Origin of the sequence: Aeromonas sp. s13 (genome assembly GCF_040907905.1) — a bacterium.
Classification (GTDB): Bacteria; Pseudomonadota; Gammaproteobacteria; order Enterobacterales; family Aeromonadaceae; genus Aeromonas; species Aeromonas veronii.
Genome location: NZ_JBFOCS010000082.1, coordinates 95,802 through 121,009, shown reverse-complemented (window position 1 = coordinate 121,009; position 25,208 = coordinate 95,802). Strand labels below are relative to the sequence as shown.

Annotated in this window: 20 protein-coding genes, 1 tRNA gene and 1 rRNA gene; 18 read left to right on the top strand and 4 right to left on the bottom strand. The window is 61.1% G+C overall.

Translation table 11 applies throughout. The features are described 5' to 3' along the window. Window positions 1–17: 17 nt before the first annotated feature. The 9 genes from AB5Y82_RS19655 (at window position 18) to AB5Y82_RS19615 (ending at window position 10,034) form a co-directional block, all read left to right on the top strand. Window positions 18–93: transfer RNA gene (locus tag AB5Y82_RS19655), tRNA-Thr, on the top strand. A 27-nt stretch (window positions 94–120) separates the two neighbouring features. Then, window positions 121–235: ribosomal RNA gene (gene rrf, locus AB5Y82_RS19650) — 5S ribosomal RNA — on the top strand. Window positions 236–400: 165 nt separating this feature from the next. Next, window positions 401–1,366 (top strand): transcriptional regulator EbgR, encoded by a 966-nt coding sequence (gene ebgR / locus AB5Y82_RS19645; RefSeq protein ID WP_111901720.1) that lies wholly within the window; start codon window positions 401–403, stop codon window positions 1,364–1,366. 321 nt (window positions 1,367–1,687) lie between these two features. Further along, the gene (gene ebgA, locus AB5Y82_RS19640; protein WP_368174419.1) at window positions 1,688–4,762 is read left to right on the top strand and encodes a beta-galactosidase subunit alpha; all 3,075 of its coding nucleotides are present in this window, start codon (window positions 1,688–1,690) and stop codon (window positions 4,760–4,762) included. After that, window positions 4,759–5,214 (top strand): beta-galactosidase subunit beta, encoded by a 456-nt coding sequence (locus AB5Y82_RS19635; RefSeq protein WP_368174418.1) that lies wholly within the window; start codon window positions 4,759–4,761, stop codon window positions 5,212–5,214. The genes ebgA and AB5Y82_RS19635 overlap by 4 nt, the downstream gene beginning before the upstream one ends. 103 nt (window positions 5,215–5,317) lie before the next feature. Further along, window positions 5,318–6,763 (top strand): amino acid permease, encoded by a 1,446-nt coding sequence (locus AB5Y82_RS19630; RefSeq protein ID WP_005339567.1) that lies wholly within the window; start codon window positions 5,318–5,320, stop codon window positions 6,761–6,763. A gap of 76 nt (window positions 6,764–6,839) precedes the next feature. Beyond that, entirely contained in the window at window positions 6,840–7,178 is a 339-nt protein-coding gene (locus AB5Y82_RS19625; protein ID WP_005342042.1) for a tRNA-binding protein, read from the top strand. Between the two features lie 166 nt (window positions 7,179–7,344). Beyond that, window positions 7,345–8,790, top strand: a complete 1,446-nt coding sequence (locus AB5Y82_RS19620; RefSeq protein WP_179902793.1) for an amino acid permease — start codon at window positions 7,345–7,347, stop codon at window positions 8,788–8,790. A 293-nt stretch (window positions 8,791–9,083) separates the two neighbouring features. Then, window positions 9,084–10,034: a bile acid:sodium symporter family protein gene (locus AB5Y82_RS19615; RefSeq protein ID WP_368174417.1), complete on the top strand. Its 951-nt coding sequence runs from the start codon at window positions 9,084–9,086 to the stop codon at window positions 10,032–10,034. 79 nt (window positions 10,035–10,113) lie between these two features. Here AB5Y82_RS19615 and ovoA read toward each other — a convergent pair whose 3' ends face one another. Next, entirely contained in the window at window positions 10,114–12,264 is a 2,151-nt protein-coding gene (gene ovoA, locus AB5Y82_RS19610) for a 5-histidylcysteine sulfoxide synthase (protein WP_368174416.1), read from the bottom strand. A gap of 363 nt (window positions 12,265–12,627) precedes the next feature. Here ovoA and AB5Y82_RS19605 point away from each other — a divergent pair, with 363 nt between their 5' ends. Further along, window positions 12,628–13,350, top strand: coding sequence for a head GIN domain-containing protein (locus tag AB5Y82_RS19605; protein WP_058056264.1), 723 nt, complete (start codon window positions 12,628–12,630; stop codon window positions 13,348–13,350). A gap of 50 nt (window positions 13,351–13,400) precedes the next feature. On the opposite strand, the gene fghA is transcribed toward AB5Y82_RS19605, so the two are convergent. Beyond that, window positions 13,401–14,237, bottom strand: coding sequence for an S-formylglutathione hydrolase (gene fghA / locus AB5Y82_RS19600; protein ID WP_164537368.1), 837 nt, complete (start codon window positions 14,235–14,237; stop codon window positions 13,401–13,403). 48 nt (window positions 14,238–14,285) lie between these two features. Continuing rightward, window positions 14,286–15,413, bottom strand: a complete 1,128-nt coding sequence (locus tag AB5Y82_RS19595; protein ID WP_167573485.1) for an S-(hydroxymethyl)glutathione dehydrogenase/class III alcohol dehydrogenase — start codon at window positions 15,411–15,413, stop codon at window positions 14,286–14,288. 120 nt (window positions 15,414–15,533) lie between these two features. On the opposite strand from AB5Y82_RS19595, the gene AB5Y82_RS19590 reads away from it, so the two are divergent. Then, entirely contained in the window at window positions 15,534–16,439 is a 906-nt protein-coding gene (locus tag AB5Y82_RS19590; protein WP_042055364.1) for a LysR substrate-binding domain-containing protein, read from the top strand. Between the two features lie 112 nt (window positions 16,440–16,551). On the opposite strand, the gene AB5Y82_RS19585 is transcribed toward AB5Y82_RS19590, so the two are convergent. Continuing rightward, complete coding sequence (locus AB5Y82_RS19585; RefSeq protein ID WP_005342032.1) at window positions 16,552–17,415, bottom strand: YicC/YloC family endoribonuclease; 864 nt, start codon at window positions 17,413–17,415, stop codon at window positions 16,552–16,554. A gap of 147 nt (window positions 17,416–17,562) precedes the next feature. On the opposite strand from AB5Y82_RS19585, the gene rph reads away from it, so the two are divergent. The 7 genes from rph (at window position 17,563) to ccoG (ending at window position 25,201) form a co-directional block, all read left to right on the top strand. Next, window positions 17,563–18,279, top strand: coding sequence for a ribonuclease PH (rph, locus tag AB5Y82_RS19580; protein WP_005339589.1), 717 nt, complete (start codon window positions 17,563–17,565; stop codon window positions 18,277–18,279). Between the two features lie 75 nt (window positions 18,280–18,354). Continuing rightward, the gene (gene pyrE / locus AB5Y82_RS19575; RefSeq protein ID WP_088870390.1) at window positions 18,355–19,020 is read left to right on the top strand and encodes an orotate phosphoribosyltransferase; all 666 of its coding nucleotides are present in this window, start codon (window positions 18,355–18,357) and stop codon (window positions 19,018–19,020) included. Between the two features lie 178 nt (window positions 19,021–19,198). Next, on the top strand, window positions 19,199–21,628 hold the full coding sequence (locus AB5Y82_RS19570; protein WP_368174415.1) for a heavy metal translocating P-type ATPase: 2,430 nt from the start codon (window positions 19,199–19,201) through the stop codon (window positions 21,626–21,628). Beyond that, complete coding sequence (cueR, locus tag AB5Y82_RS19565) at window positions 21,629–22,018, top strand: Cu(I)-responsive transcriptional regulator (protein ID WP_005356117.1); 390 nt, start codon at window positions 21,629–21,631, stop codon at window positions 22,016–22,018. Between the two features lie 127 nt (window positions 22,019–22,145). Beyond that, the gene (locus AB5Y82_RS19560; RefSeq protein WP_005339596.1) at window positions 22,146–23,300 is read left to right on the top strand and encodes a GGDEF domain-containing protein; all 1,155 of its coding nucleotides are present in this window, start codon (window positions 22,146–22,148) and stop codon (window positions 23,298–23,300) included. A gap of 30 nt (window positions 23,301–23,330) precedes the next feature. Continuing rightward, entirely contained in the window at window positions 23,331–23,594 is a 264-nt protein-coding gene (locus AB5Y82_RS19555) for a YihD family protein (RefSeq protein ID WP_005339598.1), read from the top strand. 155 nt (window positions 23,595–23,749) lie between these two features. Then, a complete protein-coding gene (gene ccoG, locus AB5Y82_RS19550; RefSeq protein ID WP_111900982.1) occupies window positions 23,750–25,201 on the top strand; it encodes a cytochrome c oxidase accessory protein CcoG in 1,452 nt (483 codons plus the stop codon). Window positions 25,202–25,208 lie beyond the last annotated feature (7 nt).

The window sequence follows — 25,208 nt, the reverse complement described above, 5'->3', positions numbered from 1 at the left end:
TCTTTACCGGTTAGTGTGCTGATATGGCTCAGTCGGTAGAGCGCATCCTTGGTAAGGATGAGGTCCCCAGTTCGATTCTGGGTATCAGCACCATTTTCAAGTTAGTTTTAAAAGCTTTTGCCTGACGGCAATAGCGCCGTGGAACCACCTGATCCCATGCCGAACTCAGAAGTGAAACGCGGTAGCGCCGATGGTAGTGTGGCATTCGCCATGCGAGAGTAGGACACTGTCAGGCTCCTATTTAGAAGAGGCCTCCCATTCGGGAGGCCTTTTTGCATTTCTGCGTTCCAAAAATCTGTCATGCCACCGGCATTTTAGTAAAAGTGCTGGGCTATCAAGGGATTGCCCGTTACTCTTTAGCCGTTGCCGATTAACACGTGATGCTGCCAGCGAGGTATTGATGGCTACGTTGAAGGAAATTGCACAGGAAGCGGGGGTTTCTCTCGCCACGGTATCCCGGGTATTGAACGAGGATCCCAGCCTGAGCGTCAAGGAAGAGACCAAGCAGCGGATCTTCGAGATTGCCGAACGGCTGGAGTACAAGACCAGCAGCGCCCGCAAGGGGGTACACAAGAGCAAGCTGCACTTTCTGGTGGTCTATGCCTATCCCCAGAGTACCGAGGTCAACGACCCTTACTATCTTGCCATCCGTTATGGTATCGAGACCCAGAGTGCCCGCCTCAATATCGAGCTGACTCATCTCTACAACTGTGGTGAAGGGCGTGAATTGAGCGCCGTGGATGGCATCTTGGTGGTCGGCACCCTCACAGCCGAGCGCCTTGCCCAACTCAGGGCTTGTTCCAGCCAGCTGGTGTTTGTCGACTGCCGTTCACAGGGAGAGTTCGACTCGGTCGATGTGGATCTTGCCCTGATCAGCCAGCAGGTCGTCGATTACTTCATCGCGCAGGGGCACCAGCGTATCGGTTATATCGGTGGCCAGGATGAGAGTCCGGATCTGCGCGAACTGGCCTTCCGGGATTATGGCCAGCGGTTGGGGGTGGTGCAGGAGAGCGATCTCTATCGTGGCGACTTCTCCAGCGCTTCCGGCTACCAGTTGGCGAAGGAGATGCTGGCAGGGGATTGGCCCAAGGCGCTTTTCGTCGCCTCCGACTCCATCGCCATCGGTGTGCTGCGTGCCATTCATGAGAAGGGACTGGCGATTCCCCAGCAGATCGAGCTTATCAGCGTCAACGATATCCCGACCGCCAAGTTCACCTTCCCGCCGCTCTCCACGGTGCGGATCCACTCCGAGTTGATGGGCTCTCAGGGGGTTAATCTGCTGGTTGAGCGGCTGCGAGACGAGCGGGATATTCCACTCCGGGTGTTGGTACCGAGCAAGTTGACCCTGCGTGGCACCACTCGCTGATTTTAGTAAAACCACTGGCTTTTTAGTCGCACCATCTTGCGGTGGTGCGACACCTCTCCCAAGCAAACCTCTTTCCTACATCATCCCATTACGTCATATCATATTGTTTTATCGTTGATTTTATTGCAGTTCAGCCAACGGCTATCAACATCTATGCCACTCATCCATATCTTGCCCTCCTTTATCTCCCGCTTCTGATCTCGCTCACAAAACCATCTGTTCATTGTGATCAGGTTAAAACTTTACCAATCCAAAGCTGATATTTAGTAAATGTTTATCTAGAGTTTACCCAGTTAACGTTGCCTTGTTCCGGGAGGACATGTGAATAACTGGGAAAACGTCCAATTCGTTGGTGAAAACAGGCTGGCTCCGCGCGCCTACTTCTTCTCTTATGCCGACCACGGGCTGGCGGCCACTATGCAGCGCGAGCTGAGCCGCCGTTTTCTGAGCCTTGGCGGCCAGTGGCAGTTCCACTACTTCGACCACCCCCTGCAGGTGCCGGAGGCCTTTTATCACAGCCCCATGAGCGAGTGGGGCCAGATCACCGTGCCCAACATGTGGCAGATGGAAGGACATGGTCAGCTGCAGTACACCGACGAAGGTTTTCCCTTCCCCATCGACGTGCCCTTCGTGCCGACCAACAACCCCACCGGCGCCTATCAGCGCAGCTTTATGCTGAGCCCGGCCTGGGACGGCGAGCAGGTGATCATCAAGTTTGACGGGGTGGAGACCTACTTCGAGGTCTATGTGAACGGCCACTACGTCGGCTTCAGCAAGGGCAGCCGTCTCACCGCCGAGTTCGATATCAGTGCCTACGCCAAGGTTGGCGAGAACCTGCTGTCGGTGCGGGTGATGCAGTGGGCCGACTCCACCTATATCGAAGATCAGGACATGTGGTGGATGGCGGGGATCTTCCGCGACGTCTATCTGGTGGGCAAACCGGCCGCCCATGTGCAGGACTTCTTCATCCGCACCGCGCTGGCCGATGACAATCAGAGCGCTACCCTGAGCTGCGACATTCAGCTGGAAAATCTGGGGGCGCCCGCCCGTGATCACCGTCTGGTCTGGTCGCTGCTGGATCAGGGCCGCGAGATCGCCAGCGGCTCCCTCGACCATCTCGTCATCGATGGCAAGTGTGATTGCCGCTTCACGCTGGATCTGGCCAACCCCCATCTGTGGAGCGCCGAAGATCCTTACCTCTACCAGCTGCAACTCTCCCTCTACAACGGTCAGGGCGAGCTGCTGGAAGTGATCCCGCAGCGAGTCGGGGTGCGTGAAATCAAGGTCAAAGATGGCCTCTTCTACGTCAACGGTCACTACCTCAAGCTGCACGGGGTGAACCGTCACGACAACGACCACCTCAAGAGCCGCGCGGTCGGCATGGACCGTGTTGAACGCGATATCGTGCTGATGAAGCAGCACAACCTCAACTCGGTACGCACCGCCCACTACCCGAACGACCCGCGCTTCTACGAGCTGTGCGACCAGTACGGTCTGTTTGTGATGGCGGAGACCGACGTGGAGACCCACGGTTTTGCCAACGTCGGCGATCTCAGCCGCATCACCGACGACCCCTTCTGGGAGCCGGTGTTCGTGGATCGCATCGAGCGCCACGTGCACGCCCAGAAGAACCACCCCTCCATCATCATCTGGTCGCTCGGCAACGAGTCCGGCTACGGCTGCAACATCAGAGCCATGTACCAGCGCTGCAAGGCGATCGACCCGACCCGGCTGGTGCACTACGAAGAGGATCGCGATGCCGAGGTGGTGGATGTGGTGAGTACCATGTATTCGCGCGTCTCCCAGATGAACTGCTTTGGCGAGTTCCCGATGGCGAAGCCGCGCATCCTCTGCGAATACGCCCACGCCATGGGCAACGGCCCGGGTGGCCTGAGCGAATACCAGCAGGTGTTCGACCGCCATCCCCACATTCAGGGTCACTACATCTGGGAGTGGTGCGATCACGGCATTCTGGATCAGGACGAGCAGGGCCGCCCCGTTTACAAGTACGGTGGCGACTATGGCGACTACCCCAACAACTACAACTTCTGCATGGATGGCCTCATCTATCCGGATCAGACCCCGGGGCCTGGCCTGCGCGAATACAAACAGGTGATCTGCCCGGTCAAGGTGCGCGCGCTGGATCTGGCGAGCGGCAAGCTGGCGGTGGAAAACCGCTACTGGTTCTCCACTCTTGACGACATCCGTCTGCTGGTCGAGGTGAAAGCCGAGGGCGAACTGCTGGCCAGCCAGAAAATCCGGTTGGAAGGGGTGGCTCCCGGTGCCATCACCGAGTTGCAACTCGAACTGCCATCCCTCGATGGGCGGGAAACCTTCGTCCAGCTGCGGGTCATCAAGGCCACCGCCACCCGCTACAGCGCGGCGGAGCACGAGCTGGGCCAGTACCAGTTCCAACTGAAGGCATCGACTCGCCAGCTGCAGCCCTTTGCCAATCCCAACGCTACTGCGCTGCAGATTGCCGACGAGCGCCTCGACCTGACCTTGAGCGGAAGCGGCTTTGCCCTGCGCTTCTCGCGCCTCGACGGCAAGCTGGTGAGCTGGCAGCAGGATGGCAATGAGCTTATCGAGCGCTCGCCGCGCCTCACCTTCTTCAAGCCGATGATCGACAACCACAAGCAGGAGTACGAGAGCCTGTGGCACCCGAACCACCTGCAGATCATGCAGGAGCACTTCCGCACCTTAAGCTGGCGCCAGCTGGGTGACACGGTCGAGGTGACGGTCGAGAGCCTGATCGCGCCGCCGGTGTTCGACTTCGGCATGCGCTGCCGCTACGTCTACACCCTGAGCCCGAACGGTCAGCTGCACGTGGCACTCTCCGGCCAGTCCTACGGCGGTTATGACGACATCATTCCCAAGATCGGCTTCGAGCTGGGCATTCGTCAGGATCTCGACCGGGTGCACTACTACGGCATGGGGCCGGGCGAAAACTATCAGGACAGCCGCCAGAGCAACTGGATCGACAGCTTCCAGAGCACAGTCAGCGAGATGTGGGAGCACTACCCCTTCCCGCAGGACAACGGCAACCGCCAGCAGGTGCGCTGGGCGACCCTGACCAACCGTCACGGCGCCGGTCTCTACGTGCGGCCCGATGCCCCCATCAACCTGAGCGTCTGGCCCTACAGCTGGGAGCATATCCACGCGGCGCAGCACATCAATGAGCTGGAGCCGAGTGGTTATCTCACCCTCAATCTGGATCACAAGGTACTGGGGCTCGGCTCCAACTCCTGGGGCTCCGAGGTGCTGGACTCCTGGCGGGTGCGCTTCGAGCAGTTCAGCTTCGGCCTGACCCTGCTGCCCATCGCCCGTGGCAACCTCAATCCGGCTGCGCTGGCCGGGCTCGATCTCACCATCAACGGCGGGAGGAACCTCGCATGATCACCCTGGATAACCTGACCCTGTTCAAAAACATCTACCGGGAAGGCAAGAAGTGGGGCCGCTGCGTGGAGGCCATCAACAACCTGCCAAACCTCAAACCCGGCATCTGCCACTCCATCGGTGACTCCCTCACCTACCGCTTGCAGGAGGGGGCCAGCCCGGCCGCCTCGTTGTTCGAGGGGCAGCGCCGTTACTTCGACGTTCACTACTACCTGGAAGGGGAAGAGACGGTGGAGTGGGCTGCCAAGAGCGAGCTGCGGGTCGAGCAGGCCTATGACGACACCACCGACCGCGAGTGGCTGGCCGGCGAGGTGCGTGAGCGCCAGCAGGTCGGCAATGGTCAGGTGGTGATCTTCGAGAACGACGAGGCCTACCGATTCGTCGGCGACAGCCCGGTGCGCAAGGTGATCATCAAGGTCACCGTCGAAGGCGGCTACTTCAAAAACAAATAACAAGCCGCCGGTTCTGCACCGACAAAAGCCGGAAGGGCGGGGCTCACCCTACAAATCATGCCCCGCCCTTTCGCTGAGATAACTACAGGTCTGGAGATGCACCATGTCTGATTCCAAACGCAATACGATAGGCAAGTTTGGTCTGCTGTCGCTCACCTTCGCGGCGGTATTCAGCTTCAACAACGTCATCAACAACAACATCGAGATCGGTCTGGCCTCCGCCCCGATGTTCTTTCTGGCCACCATTTTTTACTTCATTCCGTTCTGTCTGATCATTGCGGAATTTGTGTCACTGAATAAGAACTCCGAAGCGGGTGTTTATGCCTGGGTGAAGAGTTCCCTCGGCGGTCGCTGGGCCTTTATCTCGGCCTACACCTACTGGTTCGTGAACCTTTTCTTCTTCACCTCGCTGCTGCCGCGGGTTATCGCCTACGCCTCCTATGCCTTCCTCGGCTACGAGTACATTCTCACCCCGGTGGCGACCACGGCGTTGAGCATGGTGCTGTTTGCCTTTGCCACCTACGTCTCCACCAACGGCGCCAAGATGCTCGGTCCCATCACCTCGGTGACCTCGTCCCTGATGCTGCTGCTGACCCTCTCCTACATCCTGCTGGCGGGTGCGGCACTGGTGGGTGGCGTGCAGCCGGCCGACCCCATCACGGTAGAGGCCATGATCCCCGATTTCAGCTGGGCCTTCCTCGGCATCACTACCTGGATCTTTATGGCAGCCGGTGGCGCCGAGTCGGTGGCGGTCTACGTCAATGACGTGAAGGGCGGCTCCAAGTCCTTCGTGAAGGTGATCATCATCGCCGGGATCTTTATCGGGGTGCTCTACTCCATCGCCTCGCTGTTGATCAACGTGTTCGTGCCGAGCGGTACCCTGAAATATACCGGCGGCTCGGTGCAGGTGTTCGAGGGGCTGGCGGCCTACTTCGGTTTGCCGGAGATCCTGATGAACCGCTTCGTCGGGCTGGTCTCCTTCACCGCCATGTTCGGCTCCCTGCTGATGTGGACCGCGACCCCGGTGAAGATCTTCTTCTCCGAAATCCCGGCCGGCATCTTCGGCAAGAAGACGGTCGAGCTGAACGAGAATGGCGTACCCGCCCGCGCAGCCTGGATCCAGTACCTCATCGTGCTGCCGCTGATGGTGATCCCGACTCTGGGCTCCAACACCGCGCAGGATCTGATGAACACCGTCATCAACATGACCGCTGCCGCTTCCATGCTGCCGCCGCTGTTCATCATGCTGGCCTACCTCAATCTGCGTCTGAAGCTCGACCACCTGCCGCGGGAGTTCAAGATGGGTTCGCGCACCACCGGCATCGCCGTGGTCTCGGTGCTGATCGCCATCTTCTCGGTGGGCTTCCTCGCCTCCACCTTCCCGACCGGCGCCGACATCATGACCATCATCTTCTACAACGTCGGCGGGATCGTGATCTTCCTCGGCTTCGCCTGGTGGAAATACAACAGATACGAGGCCTCCCTCAGCGCCGAAGCGCGTGCCAAAGAGGCTCAGCCGACGGCACAGGTCGCCATGCAGACGCCATAGGCACTGAATTGAATTCCAATCAAATCGGGTGGCCGTTGGCCACCCGCAAACCGTTGAACCAGAAAAGGAAAAGAGCATGAGCGAGACGATCGAGTTTGCCGAATTCAAACGGGTCGAGATGAAGGTGGGCAAGGTGCTGGAGGTGGTGCGTCACCCCGGGGCCGACAAACTCTACATCGTCCAGATCGACGTGGGTGGCGAGCGGCCGCTGCAGACCGTCACCAGTCTGGTGCCTTACTACAGCGAAGAGGAGCTGATGGGCAGTGAGGTGGTGGTGCTGACCAACCTCAAGCCCACCAAGATGCGCGGCGAGCGATCCGAGTGCATGTTGCTCTGCGCCGAGACCCCGGACGAGAGCCAGAGCGTGCTGCTGCAGCCGCGGGTGCCGATGGCGCCGGGCACTCCGATCGTCTGACTGGTATGGCGAGCCGGTGCGGGAGACGGCACCGGTTCACCAACGAGGCCGTCCACGCGGCCCGCTCATAACAAGAGAGTAAAGTGCGGGGCCGACAGACCCTTGCCGAACACATCACAGAGTCACAGCGTTACCCGCAGGGAGCGCAAGTCCACTGGAGGACACCATGTCTGAATCCGTACGCGGCACCATAGGCAAGTTTGCCTTGTTGTCGATGACCTTTGCCGCCGTGTTCAACGTGCGAAACATCGTCAACAACAACATCGAGCTGGGGCTCAGCTCCGCCCCCATCTTCCTGCTGGCGACCATCGTCTACTTCATCCCGTTTGTTTTCATCATCGCCGAGTTCGTCTCGGCCAATAAAAACTCCGAGTCGGGGATGTACGACTGGCTTAAAAAACCGCTCGGCACCCGGATGGCCTATCTGGGTTCGTTTCTCTACTGGTTCGTGAACCTGTTCTGGTTCGTCTCTCTGCTACCCAACGTCATCGCCTACGCCTCCTACGCCATGCTGGGCTATGAGTACAGCTTCTCGCCCATGGTCACTTCGATCATCTCCATCGTGCTGTTTGCGGCGGCGACCCATATCTCCACCAAGGGGGCGAGCTGGCTTGGCAAGATTGCCGAAATAGTGGCCTACGGTGTGTTTGCCCTGTTCGCCATCTATGTGCTGGGTGCCCTGATGGCTTTGAGTGGCGATCATGTGCCGGCCCAGCCCATCACCCTGGAGGCGATGACTCCCACCGTCAACTGGGCGACCCTCGGCATCATGTGCTGGATCTTCCAGGCGGCGGGCGGTGCCGAGACGGCGGCGGCCTACCTCAATGACGTGAAGGGCGGCCAGAAGTCCTTCATCAAGGTGATCATTAGTGCGGGTATCGTCATCGGCGCCATGTATGCGGTCGGTTCCCTGCTGGTGAACGTGTTCGTGCCGCGCGAGAGCCTCACCTATGCCGGCGGCATGGTGGAGATCTTCACCGGCATGGCGCAGTATTTCGGGCTTTCCGAGGCGCTGGTGGGCCGCTTCGTCGGCGTGGTGCTGTTTATCGCCATGTTTGGCTCCATGATGATGTGGACCTCGGCGCCGGTGAAGATCCACTTCTCCGAGATCCCGCAGGGGGTTTACGGCGAGAAGACCACCCAGCTCAACGAGCACGGCGTGCCGGTGCGCGCCGCCTGGTGGCAGTTTGTCTTCGTGTTCGCGATGCTGGTGGTCAACGGCTTCGGCTCCGAGTCGGTGCAGCAGATGATGAACACCGCCATCAACCTCACCGCCGGCACCGCCATGCTGCCGCCGATCTTCATCATGGTGGCCTACTTCGTGTTCCGCTGGAAACATGACGACACCCCGCGCGACTTCCGCATGGGGTCGCGCACCTTCGGGATGGGCGTGGTGTCTGTATTGATCGCTATCTTCGTGGTGAGCATGAGCGCCTCCGCCTTCCCGGCCGGGGTTGATCTGGTGCGCGCCTTCTTCATCAACGTCTTTATGACCGCGGTATTCTCGGCGCTGGCCTACTGGTGGATCTCCCGCTTCGAGAAGCGGCAGGCCCGCAAGCTCGCCAGCAATGAGAAGAAAAGCGGCAACGGCAAGCTGGCCAGCCAGCGCTGATCGGCAGAACGAAAAAGCGAGACGGGCGGCCTTGGTCGCCTGTTTTTTTATCCATTTCGCGCCGGTTTGGCGCTATCTGGCCGCGGCTCATCAACTTCCGCTATTCGACAAAGCAAAGGCGTTAAGCATTGATGAACAATTAACCGCTGCACAACGTTGCGCCTCTCCGTTATCGGGGTAAGCTGGAGGTTCGTTTTAGCGGGAGGTGCCAGACATCTCCCGCTCTGTTTCTTGTCCTCCCCAATCCTGACTGCCGTCACGGCAGCAGGATGCCCTTCTGATGGAGACCTTTCGTGCGTCTGGATCCCTTTACTGTTGTGCTGATTGCGGTGGTCACCCTGGCCTCCCTCTTTCCCTGCGAGGGGCAGGCAGCCGTCTGGTTCGGTCTGCTGACCAAGCTGGCGGTGGCGCTTCTGTTCTTCATGCATGGCGCCAAGCTGTCGCGCCAGAACCTGTTGGCGGGCCTCGGTCACTGGCGGCTTCATCTGGTGGTGATGCTCAGCACCTTCGTGCTGTTTCCGCTGCTCGGGCTGCTGCTCACCCCGCTGGTGCCCAGCTGGCTGAGTCCGGCCATCTACCTCGGCTTCCTCTATCTCTGCGCTTTGCCAGCCACCGTGCAGTCGGCAATCGCCTTTACCTCGATGGCGGGGGGCAATGTGTCGGCGGCGGTGTGCAGCGCCTCGGCCTCCAGCATCCTCGGCATCTTCCTCTCGCCGGTGCTGGTGGGGATGATGATCCACGTGCAGGGGGAGGGGATCGACACCTGGCACTCCATCCAGTCCATCATGATGCAGCTGATGCTGCCGTTTGTGGTGGGCCACCTGTCGCGCCCGCTGATCGGTCGCTGGGTCGATAGCCATCGGCCGCTCATCGGCAAGCTGGATCAGAGCTCCATCCTGCTGGTGGTCTATGTGGCCTTCAGCGAGGCGGTGGTGCAGGGGATTTGGCGTCAAGTAAGTTGGTACGATCTGGCCAGTATCGTGTTGCTGAGCTGCATCTTGCTGGCGCTGGTGCTCTGCTGGAACGTCTGGATCAGCCGTCGCCTCGGGTTCGACAAGGCGGACGAGATCACCATCGTCTTTTGCGGTTCGAAGAAGAGTCTCGCCAACGGGGTGCCGATGGCCAACGTCATGTTCCCGGCCGCCAGCGTCGGGGTGATGGTGCTGCCGCTGATGATCTTCCACCAGATCCAGCTGATGGTCTGCGCCGTGCTGGCGCGCCGCTATCACGAGCAGGGAGAGTGATACTCGCGCCGTTTTTATTGCCATAACAAGAGGGAGGCTCGTTGGCCTCCCTCTTCTCATCTGCATGTCGACCGGCGTGCTAGCGTTTGCGCCAGACGGTGAGCTGCGCCACCGTGTGCTGGTATTTGCGGGCGGTCTCGCGGATGACGAAGGGCACATCCCGCGGCGGGCAGTGCTCCTCGAATTCGGCCGCAAGCAGCCGTTGCAGCGCCTGATAGGTGGTGAGCGCCTCGCCGTTTTCGCGAATGCCGCCGAGCCAGTTGGCGGGCGGGGTATATTCCGCCAGCCAGGTATAGGGGCTGGTGAGCACCAGCAGGCCACCGCTGCGCAGCCGGGGGGCAATATCCCGCAGGAAGCGAGCGGGCTCCCGCAACCGATCGATCAGGTTGGAGGCGAGCACCAGATCGTAGTGGTCATATTTGGGCTTGAGGTTGCAGGCATCCCCCTGACTGAAGTGGATGCGCTCAGCCTGACTCGCCCCCAGCCCGTGGCTCGACAGGCGCGCCTCGCAATACTCCACCAGTTCACCCTCCAGCGGAATGGCGTAGCGGAAACTGTCCTGACTGGCGAGGGCCAGCGCCACATCGATGAAGCGGGCCGAGTAGTCCACCCCGTCCACATGCTGGAAGTAGCGAGCCAGTTCGAAACTGGCGCGGCCGGTGGCACAGCCGATATCCAGCGCCCGCTGGTGGTTGCTGCAGAGCTCGCCAGCAAGATCAGCAAGCGTCTTGGCGTAGTTGGCTACCCCGAAGTGGCTCGGGCCGTACTGGAAGTCGAGGTACTGAGCGACCAGCGTGTCGGTTTCATAGGGATTCACGATAACGGGTTCCTGATAACGGGAGACCAGATAGCGGAAACCCGCATGCTGGAAGAAGTGACGCCGGAAGGCGTAACGGGATGATTTGAGCGCTTCGTTACCCGTGCTGATCCAGCTGCCGCCCTTGATCAGGGTGTGCTTGCCATCAAAGGTGGGGGTGGAGAAGTCGTCGTAGAGCGGGTGGATTTTAAAGCCGTCGAAACCGTCGATGGCGGTGCTGGTCCACTGCCAGACATTGCCCACCAGATCGAAGAACTCCCCTTGCGGGCAGGCATCCACCGGGCAGGAGGAGGCGAAACGGGCCAGATTGATATTGCCGGGGGCTTCCGTCCAGTTCGGCTGATCGCCGGGTAGCTGCTCGCGCAGCAGCATCCATTCCGCCTCGCTCGGCAGCTGGATGGGGAGTCCGGTCTGTGCCGCCTTCCAGCGGCAGAAGGCGGCCGCCTCCAGCTGGTTGACCTCGACCGGCCAGTCCCATGGCATGGCGACCTGCTCGGTCATCAGCCGCAGTTGCAATTGTTCGGGCTCGGTGGGATCACCCACCCAGAAGGTAGGCATCTGCGCCCTGGCGTACTGGCACCAGCCCCACCCCTCCTCATCCCACCACTGTTGTTGGCCGTAGCCGCCCACCTGGACGAAGGCGAGGTACTCGGCATTGCTCACCAGCATGCGGCTGGCCTGAAACGGGGCCAGCTCGATATGGCGCTCGCCATATTCGTTGTCCCAGCCGTAGGTAGCGTCCTGCTTGCCCAGGCGCACCTTGCCGCCAGCCACCGGCAGCAGGCTGTTGGCGGGCACCTGGTCAATGCGGTGGAGGGCTTCGGTGCAGGCGGGCCAATAAGGCTGCGGCCGCACCCAGGCGAGCGGCAACTGGCGGATCAGCACGCTGGAGGTCTCGAGGTGGATGCGCTCGTGCTCTATCCCCATCAGGATCACCCAGGCCGGGCTCTGCCAGTCGATGGGCAGGGTGAGCGGCATCTGGCGGATGAAGTCGCACACCAGCGAACGGACTTTGGCCCGATAGCTGCGCAGCTCGGTGACCTTGGGCCAGTCGTAGTGGGTTTCGTCCAGATCGTCCCAGCTCATCTCGTCCACCCCGATGGCGACCATGGCCTCGATGCGGGCATCCAGCCGCTGGTCGATCAGGCGTGCCGCCAGCAGCTTGTTGATAAAGAAGGCGGCGGTGTGGCCGTAGTAGAAGATGAGCGGGTGGCGCAGCGGGATCGCCTTGTTGAACCAGGCCCGCTCATCGGCCAGACAGTCGAACAGCGAGTCGTAGAGATCGAAGGTCTGGCAGAAGTAGGTGAGCAGCTCGCGCCGTTTCTGCTCGGGATCGCTGCCGGTCAGCAGCGGGGTGCGAGTCGGTTCCGGCAGACCGGTGGCGGTGGCATAGAGAGGGCTTGCTTGGGTCACGCTCTGGCTCCTTGTTGGCAGTGAAGACTGACAAGACAGTGGTAATGACATTACCGCAATGGAGAGCTTGGTACGCACGAAGTACCACTATTGGCTCAACAGACCGGCAGGGCAATTAAAAACTTCCACGGGCTGTCAGCATAGTGACCGGCAGGACGACCCGCCAATCAGCCACAATCATATCCGTTCGAGAATGGTTATTTTCACCAAAATATGGTCTAAATGGCTCTCTGAATTCTTCGGTTTGTTCTGGGTGAAATAGTTATTTCCTTTTGAATCATTATGTTAATTTTTGGCTCACGCTTTGCAGAGCATGAAAACCAATTGGCCCTGGATGGCCAACACATAAGGAGGAGAGTAGCGATGAAATGGATGATGGTTGTCATGTTGATGGCGGGGCTCAGTGGTTGTCACTGGCTGGATCAGACCAGAGTGACCGGAACGGGGGCTGTGGTCGAGCGCCAGCAGGTGCTCGGTGACGGGGTGACCCGGGTGCTGGCGGGGGTGCCTGCCACCCTCCATCTGGTAGCGGGGGAGCCGCGCGGTATCCTGATCAAGGGGCAGGAGAACCTGCTGCCCTATCTGGAGCTGACCGAGAGCGGCGACAAGCTGGAGATCGAGGTGAAGGAGGGTTACCGGCTCGATCCTACCGAGCCGCTGGAGCTGACCATCACCTTGCCGGTGTTGAACGAACTGGCATTGGCCGGGACCGGCAACGGCGATCTGAGCGGCTTCAAGGGCGATGAGCTGGTGCTGTCGGTGGCCGGTACCGGTGACATCGTCGCCAGTCAGCTGGAGCTGAAACGGCTGGAAGGGAATATCGCTGGCACCGGCAGTCTGGAGCTGGGCAGCGGTTCGGCGCAGGCCATCGAGCTGAACATTGCCGGATCTGGCGACGTGCTCGGGAGCGAGATGCGCGGCAACGAGGTAGAGGTCAATATCGCCGGTAGTGGTGATGTGGCGGTACGGGCGCAGGAGACGCTGAAAGTCGGCATCGCCGGCTCAGGCAACATCGCCTACTGGGGCGATCCCAAGGTGGAGCAGCAGATCGCAGGCTCCGGCGGGGTGACCCGAGCGGGCAGCTGATATCAACCGATCACCACAACTGGAACAGGCCCGCAACGGGCCTGTTTTGATCAGAGGTGGCGGGCGTGAAAGCGCAGGTGCGCCTCGATAAAGCTCGCCACGAAGTAGTAGCTGTGGTCATAGCCCTCGTGGCGGTTGAGCTCCAGCGGCCACTCCTTGCTGGCGGCCACTTCGGCCAGCGAATCGATATGCAGCTGCTCGGCGAGGAAGGGATCATCCAGCCCCACATCCACCAAGGTTGGCAGCGGTGTGACCGGCTGGTGGCGCAGCAGCTGGCAGGCATCCCACTCCTGCCACAACAGCGGATTGCTGCCGAGGTAGGCGCCGAGCGCCTTCTGGCCCCAGGGGCAGCGGCTCGGGTGGCAGATCGGGCTGAACGCCGAGACCGAGCGGTAGCGACCCGGCTCCCGCAGCGCGGCGATCAGCGCCCCGTGACCCCCCATGGAGTGGCCGCTGATGGCGCGGCGGGTCGAGACCGGGAAGTGGGTCTCTATCACATCGGGCAGCTCGCGGGTGACGTAGTCATACATCTGGTAGTGCGCCTGCCAGGGGCTCTGGCTGGCATTGACGTAAAAGCCTGCCCCCATGCCGAGGTCATAACCGGGATCGTCTGCCACGCCGTCGCCGCGGGGGCTGGTATCCGGCGCCACCAGGGCTATGCCGAGCTCGGCGGCGATGCGGTGTGCCCCCGCCTTCTGCATGAAGTTCTCATCGGTGCAGGTGAGGCCGCTGAGCCAGTAGAGCACCGGTACCTTCTGGCCGGTGAGGGCCTGAGGCGGCAGATAGATGGCAAAATTCATCTCGCAGCCGAGCACGCTGGCGTGGTGGCGATAGCGCTTGTGCCAGCCGCCGAAGCTCTTGTTGCTGCTGATAATCTCCAGATTCATCGAAGGACTCCTGCACCCCGCCCACGAAGGCGGGCGGGGCGATCATGCTCAGTAGTGGATGACGGTGCGGATGCTCTTGCCTTGGTGCATCAACTCGAACGCCTCGTTGATCTGTTCCAGCGGCATGGTGTGGGTGATGAAGTCATCGAGGCGGAACTCACCCTGCATATAGCGCTGCACATAGCTCGGTAGCTCGCTGCGACCACGTACCCCGCCGAAGGCGCTGCCGCGCCAGACCCGACCGGTCACCAGCTGGAACGGACGGGTACTGATCTCCTGACCCGCTCCGGCGACGCCGATGATGACCGACTCGCCCCACCCCTTGTGGCAGCACTCCAGCGCCGCACGCATCACCTTGACGTTGCCGATGCACTCGAAGGAGAAGTCGACGCCGCCGTCGGTCAGCTCGACGATCACCTCCTGAATCGGTTTGTCGTAATCGTTCGGGTTGATGCAGTCGGTGGCGCCCAGCTTGCGGGCCAGCTCGAACTTGCTCTCGTTGATGTCGATGGCGATGATGCGACCGGCCTTGGCCAGGCGTGCCCCGATCACCGCCGAGAGGCCGATGCCGCCCAGCCCGAAGATGGCGACGCTCTCACCCTCTTTCACCTTGGCGGTGTTCATCACGGCGCCGATGCCGGTGGTGACGCCGCAGCCGAGCAGGCAGACCTCTTCCAGCGGGGCGGCCGGGTCTACCTTGGCGATGGAGATCTCGGGCAGCACCGTGTATTCGCTGAAGGTGGAGGTGCCCATGTAGTGATAGATGGGCTGGCCATCTTTCGAGAAGCGGGTGGTACCGTCCGGCATCAGCCCCTTGCCCTGAGTGGCGCGGATCTTCTGGCAGAGGTTGGTCTTGCCGGATTTGCAGAACTTGCACTCGCCGCACTCGGGGGTGTAGAGCGGGATCACGTGATCCCCCACCTTGACGCTGGTGACCCCTTCGCCGACGGATTCGACGATGCCGCCCCCCTCGTGACCGAGGATGCAGGGGAAGACCCCTTCCGGATCTTCACCGGAGAGGGTGAAGGCATCGGTGTGGCAGACGCCGGTGGCGACGATGCGCACCCGCACCTCGCCCGCTTGCGGCGGCATGACTTCCACTTCTTCGATGGAGAGGGGCTGACCCGGGCCCCAGGCGATGGCGGCCTTACACTTGATGCTTTGAACCTGTGCCATGAATGACATCCTTCTTGTTGAGCAGGGTGAACAGAGATGAGTTCGGGCATTCAGTGTAGTTTCCCGCCGATTTGGTGATAATGAGGGCAAATCTCAAATCACTTTTACACACAGGTAATAATGTTCGGCTGGGAAGGGATCTGTGAATTTGTCAGCGTGGCAGAGCAGGGGGGCTTTACCCCGGCGGCGCGCAAGCTGGGAGTGTCGGTGGCGCAAGTGAGCCGTCAGGTGGCACAGCTGGAGGATCGGCTGCAGGCCAAGCTGCTGCTGCGCACCACCCGTCAGGTGCGGCTCACCGAGCTTGGTGAGATCTACTATCGCCACTGCCGTCAGCTGCTGGACAACCTCTACGAGGCGGAGCTGGCGGTGGGGCGCCATCAGGCGGTGCCGCAAGGCACCCTGCGCATCACGGCCCCCGTCTCCTACGGCGAGAGCCGCATCGCCCCGCTGGTGAATGACTTCATGGTGCGCTTCCCCCAGCTGGAGGTGACCCTCAACCTCACCAATCAGCTGCTGGATCTGGTGCACGAGGGCTACGATCTGGCGCTGCGGCTCGGCCACCTCAAGGATTCGACGCTGGTGGCGCGCAAGCTGGCGCAGCGGGTGCCCTATGTCTGCGCCTCACCGGCCTACACCGCTCGCCACGGCATGCCCAACAGCCTCTCCGAGCTGACCCGCCACACCTGTCTGGTGGGCAACAGCGACGAGTGGCACTTCACTCTGGATGGCCGCCCCCACAGCGTGCGGGTGCGCGGCTTGCTGCAGTGCAACAGTGGCCACGCCCTGCTGGATGCGGCGCTCAAGGGGATCGGCATCATCCAGCTGCCGGACTACTACGTGAGCGACCATCTGGCCCGTGGCGAACTGATCGAACTGCTGCCCGAACTGCGGGCCCCGGCCGAGGGGATCTGGGCCCTCTATCCCCACAATCGCCACCTCTCCCCCAAGGTGCGACTGCTGGTGGACTACCTCGCCGAGCGGCTGAGCGACCCTCACCAACCGGCGCTGGTGATGCCGATAGGCTAGGGCTTCTCTCGCTCGTTGGCTCACTGGTGGAAATCTCATGGCCTGAAAATAAAAGAGCCCTTGAGGAATCAAGGGCTCTTTTGCAGGCAACAACCGGATAGTCAGCGACCCATCATTCGATATTTTGAATTTGCTCGCGCATCTGCTCGATAAGGACCTTCAGCTCGACGGCAGACTGGGTCACTTCGGCGTTGATGGACTTGGAGCCAAGCGTGTTCGACTCGCGGTTGAACTCCTGCATCATGAAGTCGAGACGGCGACCGCAGGCGCCACCCTTCTTCATGATCTTGTTGGTCTCGCTGATGTGCATCTCCAGACGATCCAGCTCTTCGGCCACGTCGATCTTCTGGGCCAGCAGCACGATCTCCTGCTCGATGCGGGCCGGATCCAGCTCGACTTTGGCTTCGGCCAGACGGTCGGTGAGCTTCTGGCGCTGCCACTCGATGATCTGCGGCAGGTGGACGCGCACCTTCTTCACTTCCACCTGAATACCGGCCAGACGCTGCTCGATCAGGGCCTTGAGGTTGGCCCCTTCGCTGGCGCGGGAGGCGAGGAAATCTTCCATGGTCTGGTCAAAACCGCCGAGCAGCTCGGTGGCGACCGCGTCCATGTCCTGTTCGGCGGCGGCCATGACACCCGGCCAGCGCAGCACGTCGACCGGGTTGAGCTGGCCCTGGCCCGCCTCTTTCATTACCCAGCTGGCGCTGTCAATGATGAGCTTGGCCAGCTCTTCATTGATATGGAGTTGGCTGGCGGCGGCCTGAGCGGCTTCAAAACGCAGGTTGCACTCCACCTTGCCGCGCTGCAGCTTGGCGCGGAAACGCTCACGCAGAACCGGCTCCAGGCTGCGCAGTTGCTCCGGCAGGCGAATGTAGGTTTCCAGATAGCGCTGGTTGACCGAACGAATTTCCCAAACGGCTGTGCCCCAGTCGCCCTTGAATTCCTTGCGGGCGTAGGCGGTCATGCTGTGAATCATTGATTGTTCCGGGCTTGATGAAGTGTGCGGCCAGTATACTCAGCCCGGCCCTGCTCGTCAGCCGATGCCGTGGTTTTAGCGGCTGATATTTGGGGCGGGATCACTTATAATCCCCCGCCAATTTGAGCCAGCCCAGAGGTCCGTTCCATGTCACGTCCAAGCGATCGCAGTGCCGCGCAACTTCGCCCGGTTACCATTACCCGCAATTTCACCAAACATGCAGAAGGCTCAGTGCTGGTGGAGTTCGGTAACACTCGCGTGCTCTGCACCGCCAGCGTCGACACCAGCGTGCCTCGCTTCCTGAAAGGGAAGAACCAGGGCTGGGTGACTGCAGAATACGGCATGCTGCCGCGCTCCACCCACTCCCGGATGAACCGCGAAGCGGCCTCCGGCAAGCAGAGTGGCCGCACTCTGGAGATCTCCCGGCTGATCGCCCGCTCCCTGCGCGCAGCGGTAGACCTGACTGCGCTGGGCGAGCACTCCATCACAGTTGACTGTGACGTGCTGCAAGCCGATGGCGGCACCCGCACCGCCTCCATTACCGGTGCCTGCGTGGCGCTGGTGGATGCGCTGAACTGGATGGTCGAGAAGGGCATGATCAAGCAGAGCCCGCTCAAGCAGATGATCGCCGCCGTCTCCGTCGGCATGTATCAGGGAGAAGCCATCTGCGATCTGGAGTACATCGAAGACTCCGCCGCCGAGACCGACATGAACGTGGTGATGACCGAAGATGGTCGCATCATCGAAGTGCAGGGCACTGCGGAGGCCGAGCCCTTCACCCATGAAGAGCTGCTGGAGATGCTGGCGCTCGCCAAGGGCGGCATCGCCGACATCATTGCGCTGCAGAAGCAGTCGCTCTCCTGATTTTAAAAACGCGGCATTGACCGCGTTTTTTTATACCCCCACACAAGACAACGACAAGCCAAGCAAGGAGCCAGAATGAAAGCCTACCAGCGTCAATTTATCGAGTTCGCCCTGGAGAAACAGGTCCTCAAATTCGGTGAATTTACCCTGAAATCCGGTCGTAAAAGCCCCTACTTCTTCAACGCCGGTCTGTTCAACAGCGGCCGCGATCTGGCCCGTCTCGGCCGCTTCTATGCCGCCGCCCTGATGGATGCCGGTATCGAGTTCGATGTGCTGTTTGGCCCGGCCTACAAGGGGATCCCCATCGCCTCCGCCACCGCCGTGCAGCTGGTGGAGCAGCACGATGTGGACGTGCCCTGGTGCTTCAACCGCAAGGAGGCCAAGGATCACGGCGAGGGCGGCAATCTGGTGGGCAGCCCGCTCAAGGGTCGCATCATGCTGGTGGACGACGTCATCACCGCCGGCACCGCCATCCGCGAATCCATGGATCTGATCCAGGCCAACGGCGCCTCGCTGGCGGGCGTGCTGATCGCGCTGGATCGTCAGGAGAAGGGCAAGGGCGAGCTCTCCGCCATTCAGGAAGTGGAGCGTGACTACGGCGCCCACATCATCGCCATCATCCAGATGAGCGACCTGATCGCTTATTTGGAAGAAAAGCTGGAAGAGAAGCAGGCCGAACAGCCGGAGCTGGCAGCGCAACTGGCGGCCATGAAGGCTTACCGCGCCCAGTACGGTATCTGAGCTCCGCTCACACCGCGCAATAGCTGAATGCGGCGCCCGTTTGTTCTCTGGCAGCAAACGGCGCCGTTTTTTTCATCTGCAAAAAGTGGATCATGTGGCTTGAGCTTGCCCTTGCAGTAAAGGTTAGGGTTTGCCAGTCGGCGTTTTGTGGTGCCGACGGGTTCCGGGGAGGAACAACATGACCACTCATCTTCAATCACCCATTCATCTGCAGTTGCCGCTCAGCGGCATGAGCTGCGCCAACTGCGCAGGCCGCATCACGACCGCCCTCAACAAGCTTGAAGGGGTCGATGCCACCGTCAACTTCACGCTGGAGCAGGCGGCCATCGAGCTGGCCAGCCCCGATCGCCTGCCTGCGGTGCTCGACAGCATCAAGAGTCAGGGTTACGACTACGGTAGCGAGACCTTTTTGTTTCAAATTACCGGCATGACCTGTGCCGGTTGTTCAGCTCGGTTGAACAAGGTGCTGGCCGCGCTGCCCGGCGTTATCTCGGCCGAGGTCAACTTTTCCATCGAACAGGCCCGGATCGTGCTGGTCCCCGGGATGCAGACGCCCGCCTCTTTGCGCGAGCAGATCGAGGCGCTCGGCTTTGGCGCCCAGCTGGCACAAGGCTCGGCCAGCGGCCGTCGCCAGCAGTTGCTGGAGCGGGAAGCGCAGGAGGCCGCCACAGCCCGTCAGGCTCAAACCCGGGTCATCATCTCGGCTTTGCTCACCCTACCGCTGCTGGTGGGGATGCTGGCCATGGCCGGACTGTTCCCCTGGCATCTACCCGCCTGGCTGGAGCTGGTGCTCGCCACCCCGGTGCAGTTCTGGATCGGCGCCCGCTTCTATCGCGGTGCCTGGCTCGCCATCAAGAACCGCGCAGCCAATATGGATGTGCTGGTAGCAACCGGCACCAGCGCCGCCTACTTCTACAGCCTCTATCTGTTGTTGACGCTGGGGATGGCTGCCAGCGGCAAGCTCTATTTCGAGGCGAGCGCCATCATCATTACCCTGATCTCCCTCGGCAAGTTGCTGGAGGCAAGGGCCAGACGCAGCACCCAGTCCGCCATTCGCGAACTGATGGCGCTGCGGCCGGAAACCGCCACCGTCTGGCGTGGCGAGAGCTGGCAGAGCGTCGCCATCGACGAGGTGCTGCGCGGTGATCGGCTGCGGGTGCTGGTGGGTGAGCGGGTGCCGGTGGATGGCAAAATCGTGAGCGGCGCCAGCGAACTGGACGAGTCGATCCTCACCGGCGAGAGCCTGCCGGTGCCGCGCAGTGTGGGCGGCAAGGTGCTGGGCGGCGCCATCAACCGCTCCGGTGTGCTGGAGATCGAAGCCACTACCGTGGGGGAGGACTCCAGCCTCAACAAGATCATCGCGCTGGTGGAGAGCGCCCAGATGGGCAAGGCGCCGCTGCAACAGCTGGTGGACAAGGTCTCTGCCGTGTTCGTGCCGGTGGTGATGGCCATCGCCCTGTTCACCCTGCTGGTGTGGTACGCCATCAGTAACGACTTCGCTCAGGCGCTGCTGGCCGCGGTGGCGGTGCTGGTGATCGCCTGCCCTTGTGCGCTGGGGCTGGCAACGCCGGCGGCCATCGTCACCGGTACCGGAGTCGCGGCGCGCCACGGCATTCTGATCAAGGATGTGGATACCCTGCAGAAGGCCCACGCCATCAAGGCGCTCATCTTCGACAAAACCGGCACACTCACTCAAGGCAAGCCGGTGTTGGCGAGCTGGAGCGGCAACGATAAGCAGCTGCGCCTCGCCGCCGCCCTGCAGCAGGCGAGCGAACACCCGCTGGCGCTGGCGATGCGCGAGGCTGTCGGCACAGAAGTGGCGCTGCCCCAGCCGGAGGCGGTGGAAGTGCGGGTCGGTGCCGGCATAGTCGGTCAGGTGGCGGGCCACAGTGTCGCCATCGGCAATGGTTCCCTGCTGGCCCAGCTCGGCATTGAACCGCCGCAACAGGATGAACAAGCCGCCGATGGGGCGACCCGGGTTTGGGTTGCCATCGACGGTGCTGTGGTTGGTATCGCTGCTTTGGCCGATACCCTGCGCCCCGAGAGTCCGGAAGCCATCGCCACCCTGCGCCAGCGCGGCATCGCCAGCTGGCTGGTGAGCGGCGATGCACCGGCGCCGGTGGCCCATATTGCCGCCAAGCTGGGGCTGGACGGGGCCTTCGACTCCGTGCTGCCAGCGGGCAAGGTGGAGAAAGTGGAGGCGCTGCGGGCGCAAACCCGCGGGCTGGTGGCTATGGTGGGGGACGGGGTGAACGATGCCCCGGCACTGGCCGCGGCGGACGTCGGCATCGCCATGGGCTCCGGCTCCGATGTGGCGATGGAGACAGCTTCCATCACCCTGATGCGCTCCGACCCGCGGCTGGTGGCTGATGCCATCGATATCTCGGCGGCGACCTGGCGCACCATACAGCAGAATCTGTTCTGGGCCTTCGTGTTCAACATCATCGGCATTCCGCTGGCGGCGCTGGGCTACCTGAGCCCCGAGCTGGCGGGGGCGGCCATGGCCCTGAGCAGCATCACCGTTTTGAGCAATTCCCTGTTATTGAAACGCTGGCAGCCCAGGGCGGCGCACGGGCCAGCATCCAACCCGATCAGTAAGGAGGCATAAATGAACATCAGCAAGGTTGCCAAGGCCACTGGGCTGACCGCCAAGACCATCCGTTATTACGAGAGCATTGGCCTCATCACAGCCCCGGTACGCAGTGACAACGGCTATCGCAGTTACACCGAGGGGGCGTTGCGCGAGTTGCGTTTCGTCAAGCGGGCGCGGGAGACCGGCTTCAATCTGGAGGAGTGTCAGGAGCTGCTGGCACTCTACCGTGACGAGCACAGAACCAGCGCCCAGGTGAAGAAGCTGGCGCAGGAGAAGATCGTCGATCTGCGGGCCCGCATCGCTGGACTTCAGGCGATGCTTACCTCCCTGGAAGGGTTGGTCTGCTGCTGCCATGGGGATGAAAATCCCGAGTGCCCGATCCTCGACGAATTGGAGAAGGGGTGAGCAAGGACTCACCTGCCAGCGCAGAAGAAATCGTTATTGATTGATTAACTTCTTAATAAGCGGCGCTTTATTGTTGCGGGTCAGGGGGTAATGGTAGACTGCTCGGCTCTTGTACAGGAGTACTCAGTTGACCCAGAGTGTGACACGCCAGGTTAAGCAGGCCATTATGGCCCAGCTCTATACCCATGCATCGTTCAGTCTCCCCTGTTTGGGCGTGTTGGCATTTGGCTGGAGTCTGCTGTTTCACGACTATCTACCCGCCATCGAAGCGCTCGGTTGGCTGGCAGGCACTTTCCTGTGGCTGCTGGGTCGGGGCTGGCACCTGCGCTGGCGTCGAGCCCGCCTGCACCAGACTCCGCTGCCGGTGTTGGAGCGGGAGCTCTTTATCGGAGCCACCATCACCTCCATCATCTGGGCCCTCGGGGTACTGCTCTACATGGACAAGCTGCCCGATACCTACCGGGCCGCCATGATGATGCTCTCCAGCCTCATTCTTACCGGCAGCGCCATCATGCTGTTTGGCAGCCGCCGTACCCTCTATGGTTCCGCCCTGCCGCTGGGCATGGCGATGCTGTTCGAGCTGGGCAATGGCAACGAGCAGGAGCGGATCGTCTCCTGCATGCTGGCGGGCTATCTGTTTGTCTTTCTGCCGACCCTGCTGCGCCGGATGCGGCGGGATCAGATCGCCTCGCTCCACCACCGTTTCTCCAACGCCGAGCTGGTTGCCGAACTGAAGGCTGTCTCCGAGCATTTGCGCCTCACCTCCCGCCTCGACGGACTGACCGGCATCGCCAACCGCGCCCATCTCGACGACTCTCTGGAGCGGGCCTGGCGGCGCTGTCACCGCGCCCGGGCGCCGTTGTCGCTGGTGCTGGTGGATGTGGATTACTTCAAGCAGTTCAACGATCTCTACGGCCATCAGCTGGGGGATGACTGCCTGCAACAGGTGGCGGGGCTGCTGGCCGAGGTGGAGCGGCGCGAGGACGATCTGGCGGCCCGTTACGGTGGCGAAGAGTTTGCATTGCTGCTGCCCTGCACCGGCATGCAGGGGGCACTGCAGGTGGCGGACAATGTGCGGCAGGCGCTCAAGGAGCTGGCCATCCCGCACCAGAAGTCACTGGTCTCCGGTCGGGTCACATGTAGTTTTGGTGTTGCGACACTGATACCGGACAACAGCATGAAAATCGCCGATTTGATCCAAAAAGCGGATGCGGCACTCTATCAGGCCAAGCATAATGGGCGGGATCGAATCGAAGTAGCCTTGATGGGTAAGGTTGCCTGAATTTAACGTGACAGATTAAAGAGGTTGTCTATGCAATGTCATCGTATCGAAGAGCTGCTGGAGTTGTTGCAGCCTGCCTGGATCAAGGAACAGGATCTCAGCCTGGTGCAGTTTGTTGCCAAACTGGCCCAAGAAGCGGGATTTGAAGGGCCTCTGTCCGAGCTGACCGACGACATGCTGATCTATCACCTCAAGATGCGGGAATCCGACAAGCAGGCGATGATCCCCGGTCTGGCCAAGGATCACGTGCCCGATTTCAAAGAGGCACTGCTCAAGGCCCGCGGAATCAAGTGAATCTTTAGCGGAAGCGCATCACCCCGGGGTGATGCGCTTTTTTGTTGCAGAAAATTGCGATCCAACCCCAATATTAGATACATCTAATCCACACAATTAGCATGCTGTTTAAGATATAATCCGCTCCATAACAAATAAGGGAGCGATGTCTTGCAATGGCCGACCACGATAAAATCGATATCAAGGACGTCACCGACAAGGGCGTAACCGGGACCTTCAACCCCAATACGTTCAAAGCCAGCGACGACAGATTCAACCCGGGTAACCGCATCTATGTGCGTGCCCAGAAAGGGTATTGGCAGCGGATGCGCAAGGCCATGGGCTGGTTCTTTGTGGCGCTGTTCGTGCTGCTGCCCTGGCTGCGTTACGACGGGCGACAGGCGGTGCTGTTCGACCTCGGTCACCAGCAGTTCCATATCTTTGGCGCCACCATCTGGCCGCAGGATCTGACCCTGCTCGCCTGGCTCTTCATGATCGCCGCCTTCGGACTCTTCTTTATTACCACCTTCCTCGGTCGGGTCTGGTGTGGCTATCTCTGCCCGCAGACAGTCTGGACCTTCATGTTCATCTGGTTTGAAGAGAAGCTGGAAGGGCCCGCCAACAAGCGGCGCAAGCTGGACGAGGCGCCCTGGAGCGGCGAGAAGCTGGCCCGCAAGGGGGCCAAGCATCTGGCCTGGCTGGCGATCTCGCTGGTGACCGGCCTGACCTTCGTCGCCTACTTCCAGGATGTAACTGAACTGGTGCCGGACCTCTTCACTCTGCAGGCCAGCGGATGGGTGCTGTTCTGGGTGCTCTTCTTCACCATCATTACCTACGGCAACGCTGGCTGGATGCGTGCCATCATGTGTATCCACATGTGCCCCTATGCCCGCTTCCAGTCCGCCATGTTCGACAAGGACACCTTCATCGTCGGCTATGACACCAAGCGTGGCGAGACCCGTGGCGCCCGTTCTCGCAAGGCGGATCCCAAGGCGATGGGGCTGGGTGACTGTATCGACTGCGATCTTTGCGTGCAGGTCTGCCCGACCGGTATCGATATCCGCGACGGCCTGCAGTACGAGTGCATCAACTGCGGCGCCTGCGTCGATGCCTGCGACCAGACCATGGAGCGGATGGGCTACCCGAAAGGGCTCATCAGCTACACCACAGAGCACAAGCTGGCCAACGACTCCACCCATGTGGCTCGGCCCAAGCTGATTGGTTACGGGCTGGTGATGGCGGTGATGCTGGGGGTATTTGTCTACAACGCCATGTCCATCATGCCGATGGGGCTCGATATCCTGCGGGATCGCAACCAGCTGTTCCGCGAAAACAGCGAGGGGCTGATTGAGAACACCTACACCCTCAAGATCCTCAACAAGACCCTGCAGTCCCAGACCTACCAGCTGGATGTGGAGGGCTTGCCCGAGTATCAGTGGTTCGGCCCCCGTGAAGTGACCCTGAAGGCGGGCGAGATCTACACCCTGCCGGTCAGTCTGGCGGTCGATCCCTACAACCTGAAACGACCGGCGCTGGATATCCAGTTCGTGCTGAAACGGGAGGGAGCGGCGCCCGATGACCGCAAGGGCAACCTGCGCCAGGGCAGCAAGTTTATCAGCCGGTTGTAACTGCGTG

What these genes read in the sequence shown, in the direction of transcription:
- ebgR (WP_111901720.1), top strand. Translation starts at nt 401, where the DNA reads ATGGCTACGTTGAAGGAAATTGCACAGGAAGCGGGGGTTTCTCTCGCC.
- AB5Y82_RS19635 (WP_368174418.1), top strand. Translation starts at nt 4,759, where the DNA reads ATGATCACCCTGGATAACCTGACCCTGTTCAAAAACATCTACCGGGAA.
- AB5Y82_RS19630 (WP_005339567.1), top strand. Translation starts at nt 5,318, where the DNA reads ATGTCTGATTCCAAACGCAATACGATAGGCAAGTTTGGTCTGCTGTCG.
- AB5Y82_RS19625 (WP_005342042.1), top strand. Translation starts at nt 6,840, where the DNA reads ATGAGCGAGACGATCGAGTTTGCCGAATTCAAACGGGTCGAGATGAAG.
- AB5Y82_RS19620 (WP_179902793.1), top strand. Translation starts at nt 7,345, where the DNA reads ATGTCTGAATCCGTACGCGGCACCATAGGCAAGTTTGCCTTGTTGTCG.
- AB5Y82_RS19605 (WP_058056264.1), top strand. Translation starts at nt 12,628, where the DNA reads ATGAAATGGATGATGGTTGTCATGTTGATGGCGGGGCTCAGTGGTTGT.
- fghA (WP_164537368.1), bottom strand. Translation starts at nt 14,237, where the DNA reads ATGAATCTGGAGATTATCAGCAGCAACAAGAGCTTCGGCGGCTGGCAC.
- AB5Y82_RS19595 (WP_167573485.1), bottom strand. Translation starts at nt 15,413, where the DNA reads ATGGCACAGGTTCAAAGCATCAAGTGTAAGGCCGCCATCGCCTGGGGC.
- AB5Y82_RS19590 (WP_042055364.1), top strand. Translation starts at nt 15,534, where the DNA reads ATGTTCGGCTGGGAAGGGATCTGTGAATTTGTCAGCGTGGCAGAGCAG.
- AB5Y82_RS19585 (WP_005342032.1), bottom strand. Translation starts at nt 17,415, where the DNA reads ATGATTCACAGCATGACCGCCTACGCCCGCAAGGAATTCAAGGGCGAC.
- rph (WP_005339589.1), top strand. Translation starts at nt 17,563, where the DNA reads ATGTCACGTCCAAGCGATCGCAGTGCCGCGCAACTTCGCCCGGTTACC.
- pyrE (WP_088870390.1), top strand. Translation starts at nt 18,355, where the DNA reads ATGAAAGCCTACCAGCGTCAATTTATCGAGTTCGCCCTGGAGAAACAG.
- AB5Y82_RS19570 (WP_368174415.1), top strand. Translation starts at nt 19,199, where the DNA reads ATGACCACTCATCTTCAATCACCCATTCATCTGCAGTTGCCGCTCAGC.
- cueR (WP_005356117.1), top strand. Translation starts at nt 21,629, where the DNA reads ATGAACATCAGCAAGGTTGCCAAGGCCACTGGGCTGACCGCCAAGACC.
- AB5Y82_RS19555 (WP_005339598.1), top strand. Translation starts at nt 23,331, where the DNA reads ATGCAATGTCATCGTATCGAAGAGCTGCTGGAGTTGTTGCAGCCTGCC.
- ccoG (WP_111900982.1), top strand. Translation starts at nt 23,750, where the DNA reads ATGGCCGACCACGATAAAATCGATATCAAGGACGTCACCGACAAGGGC.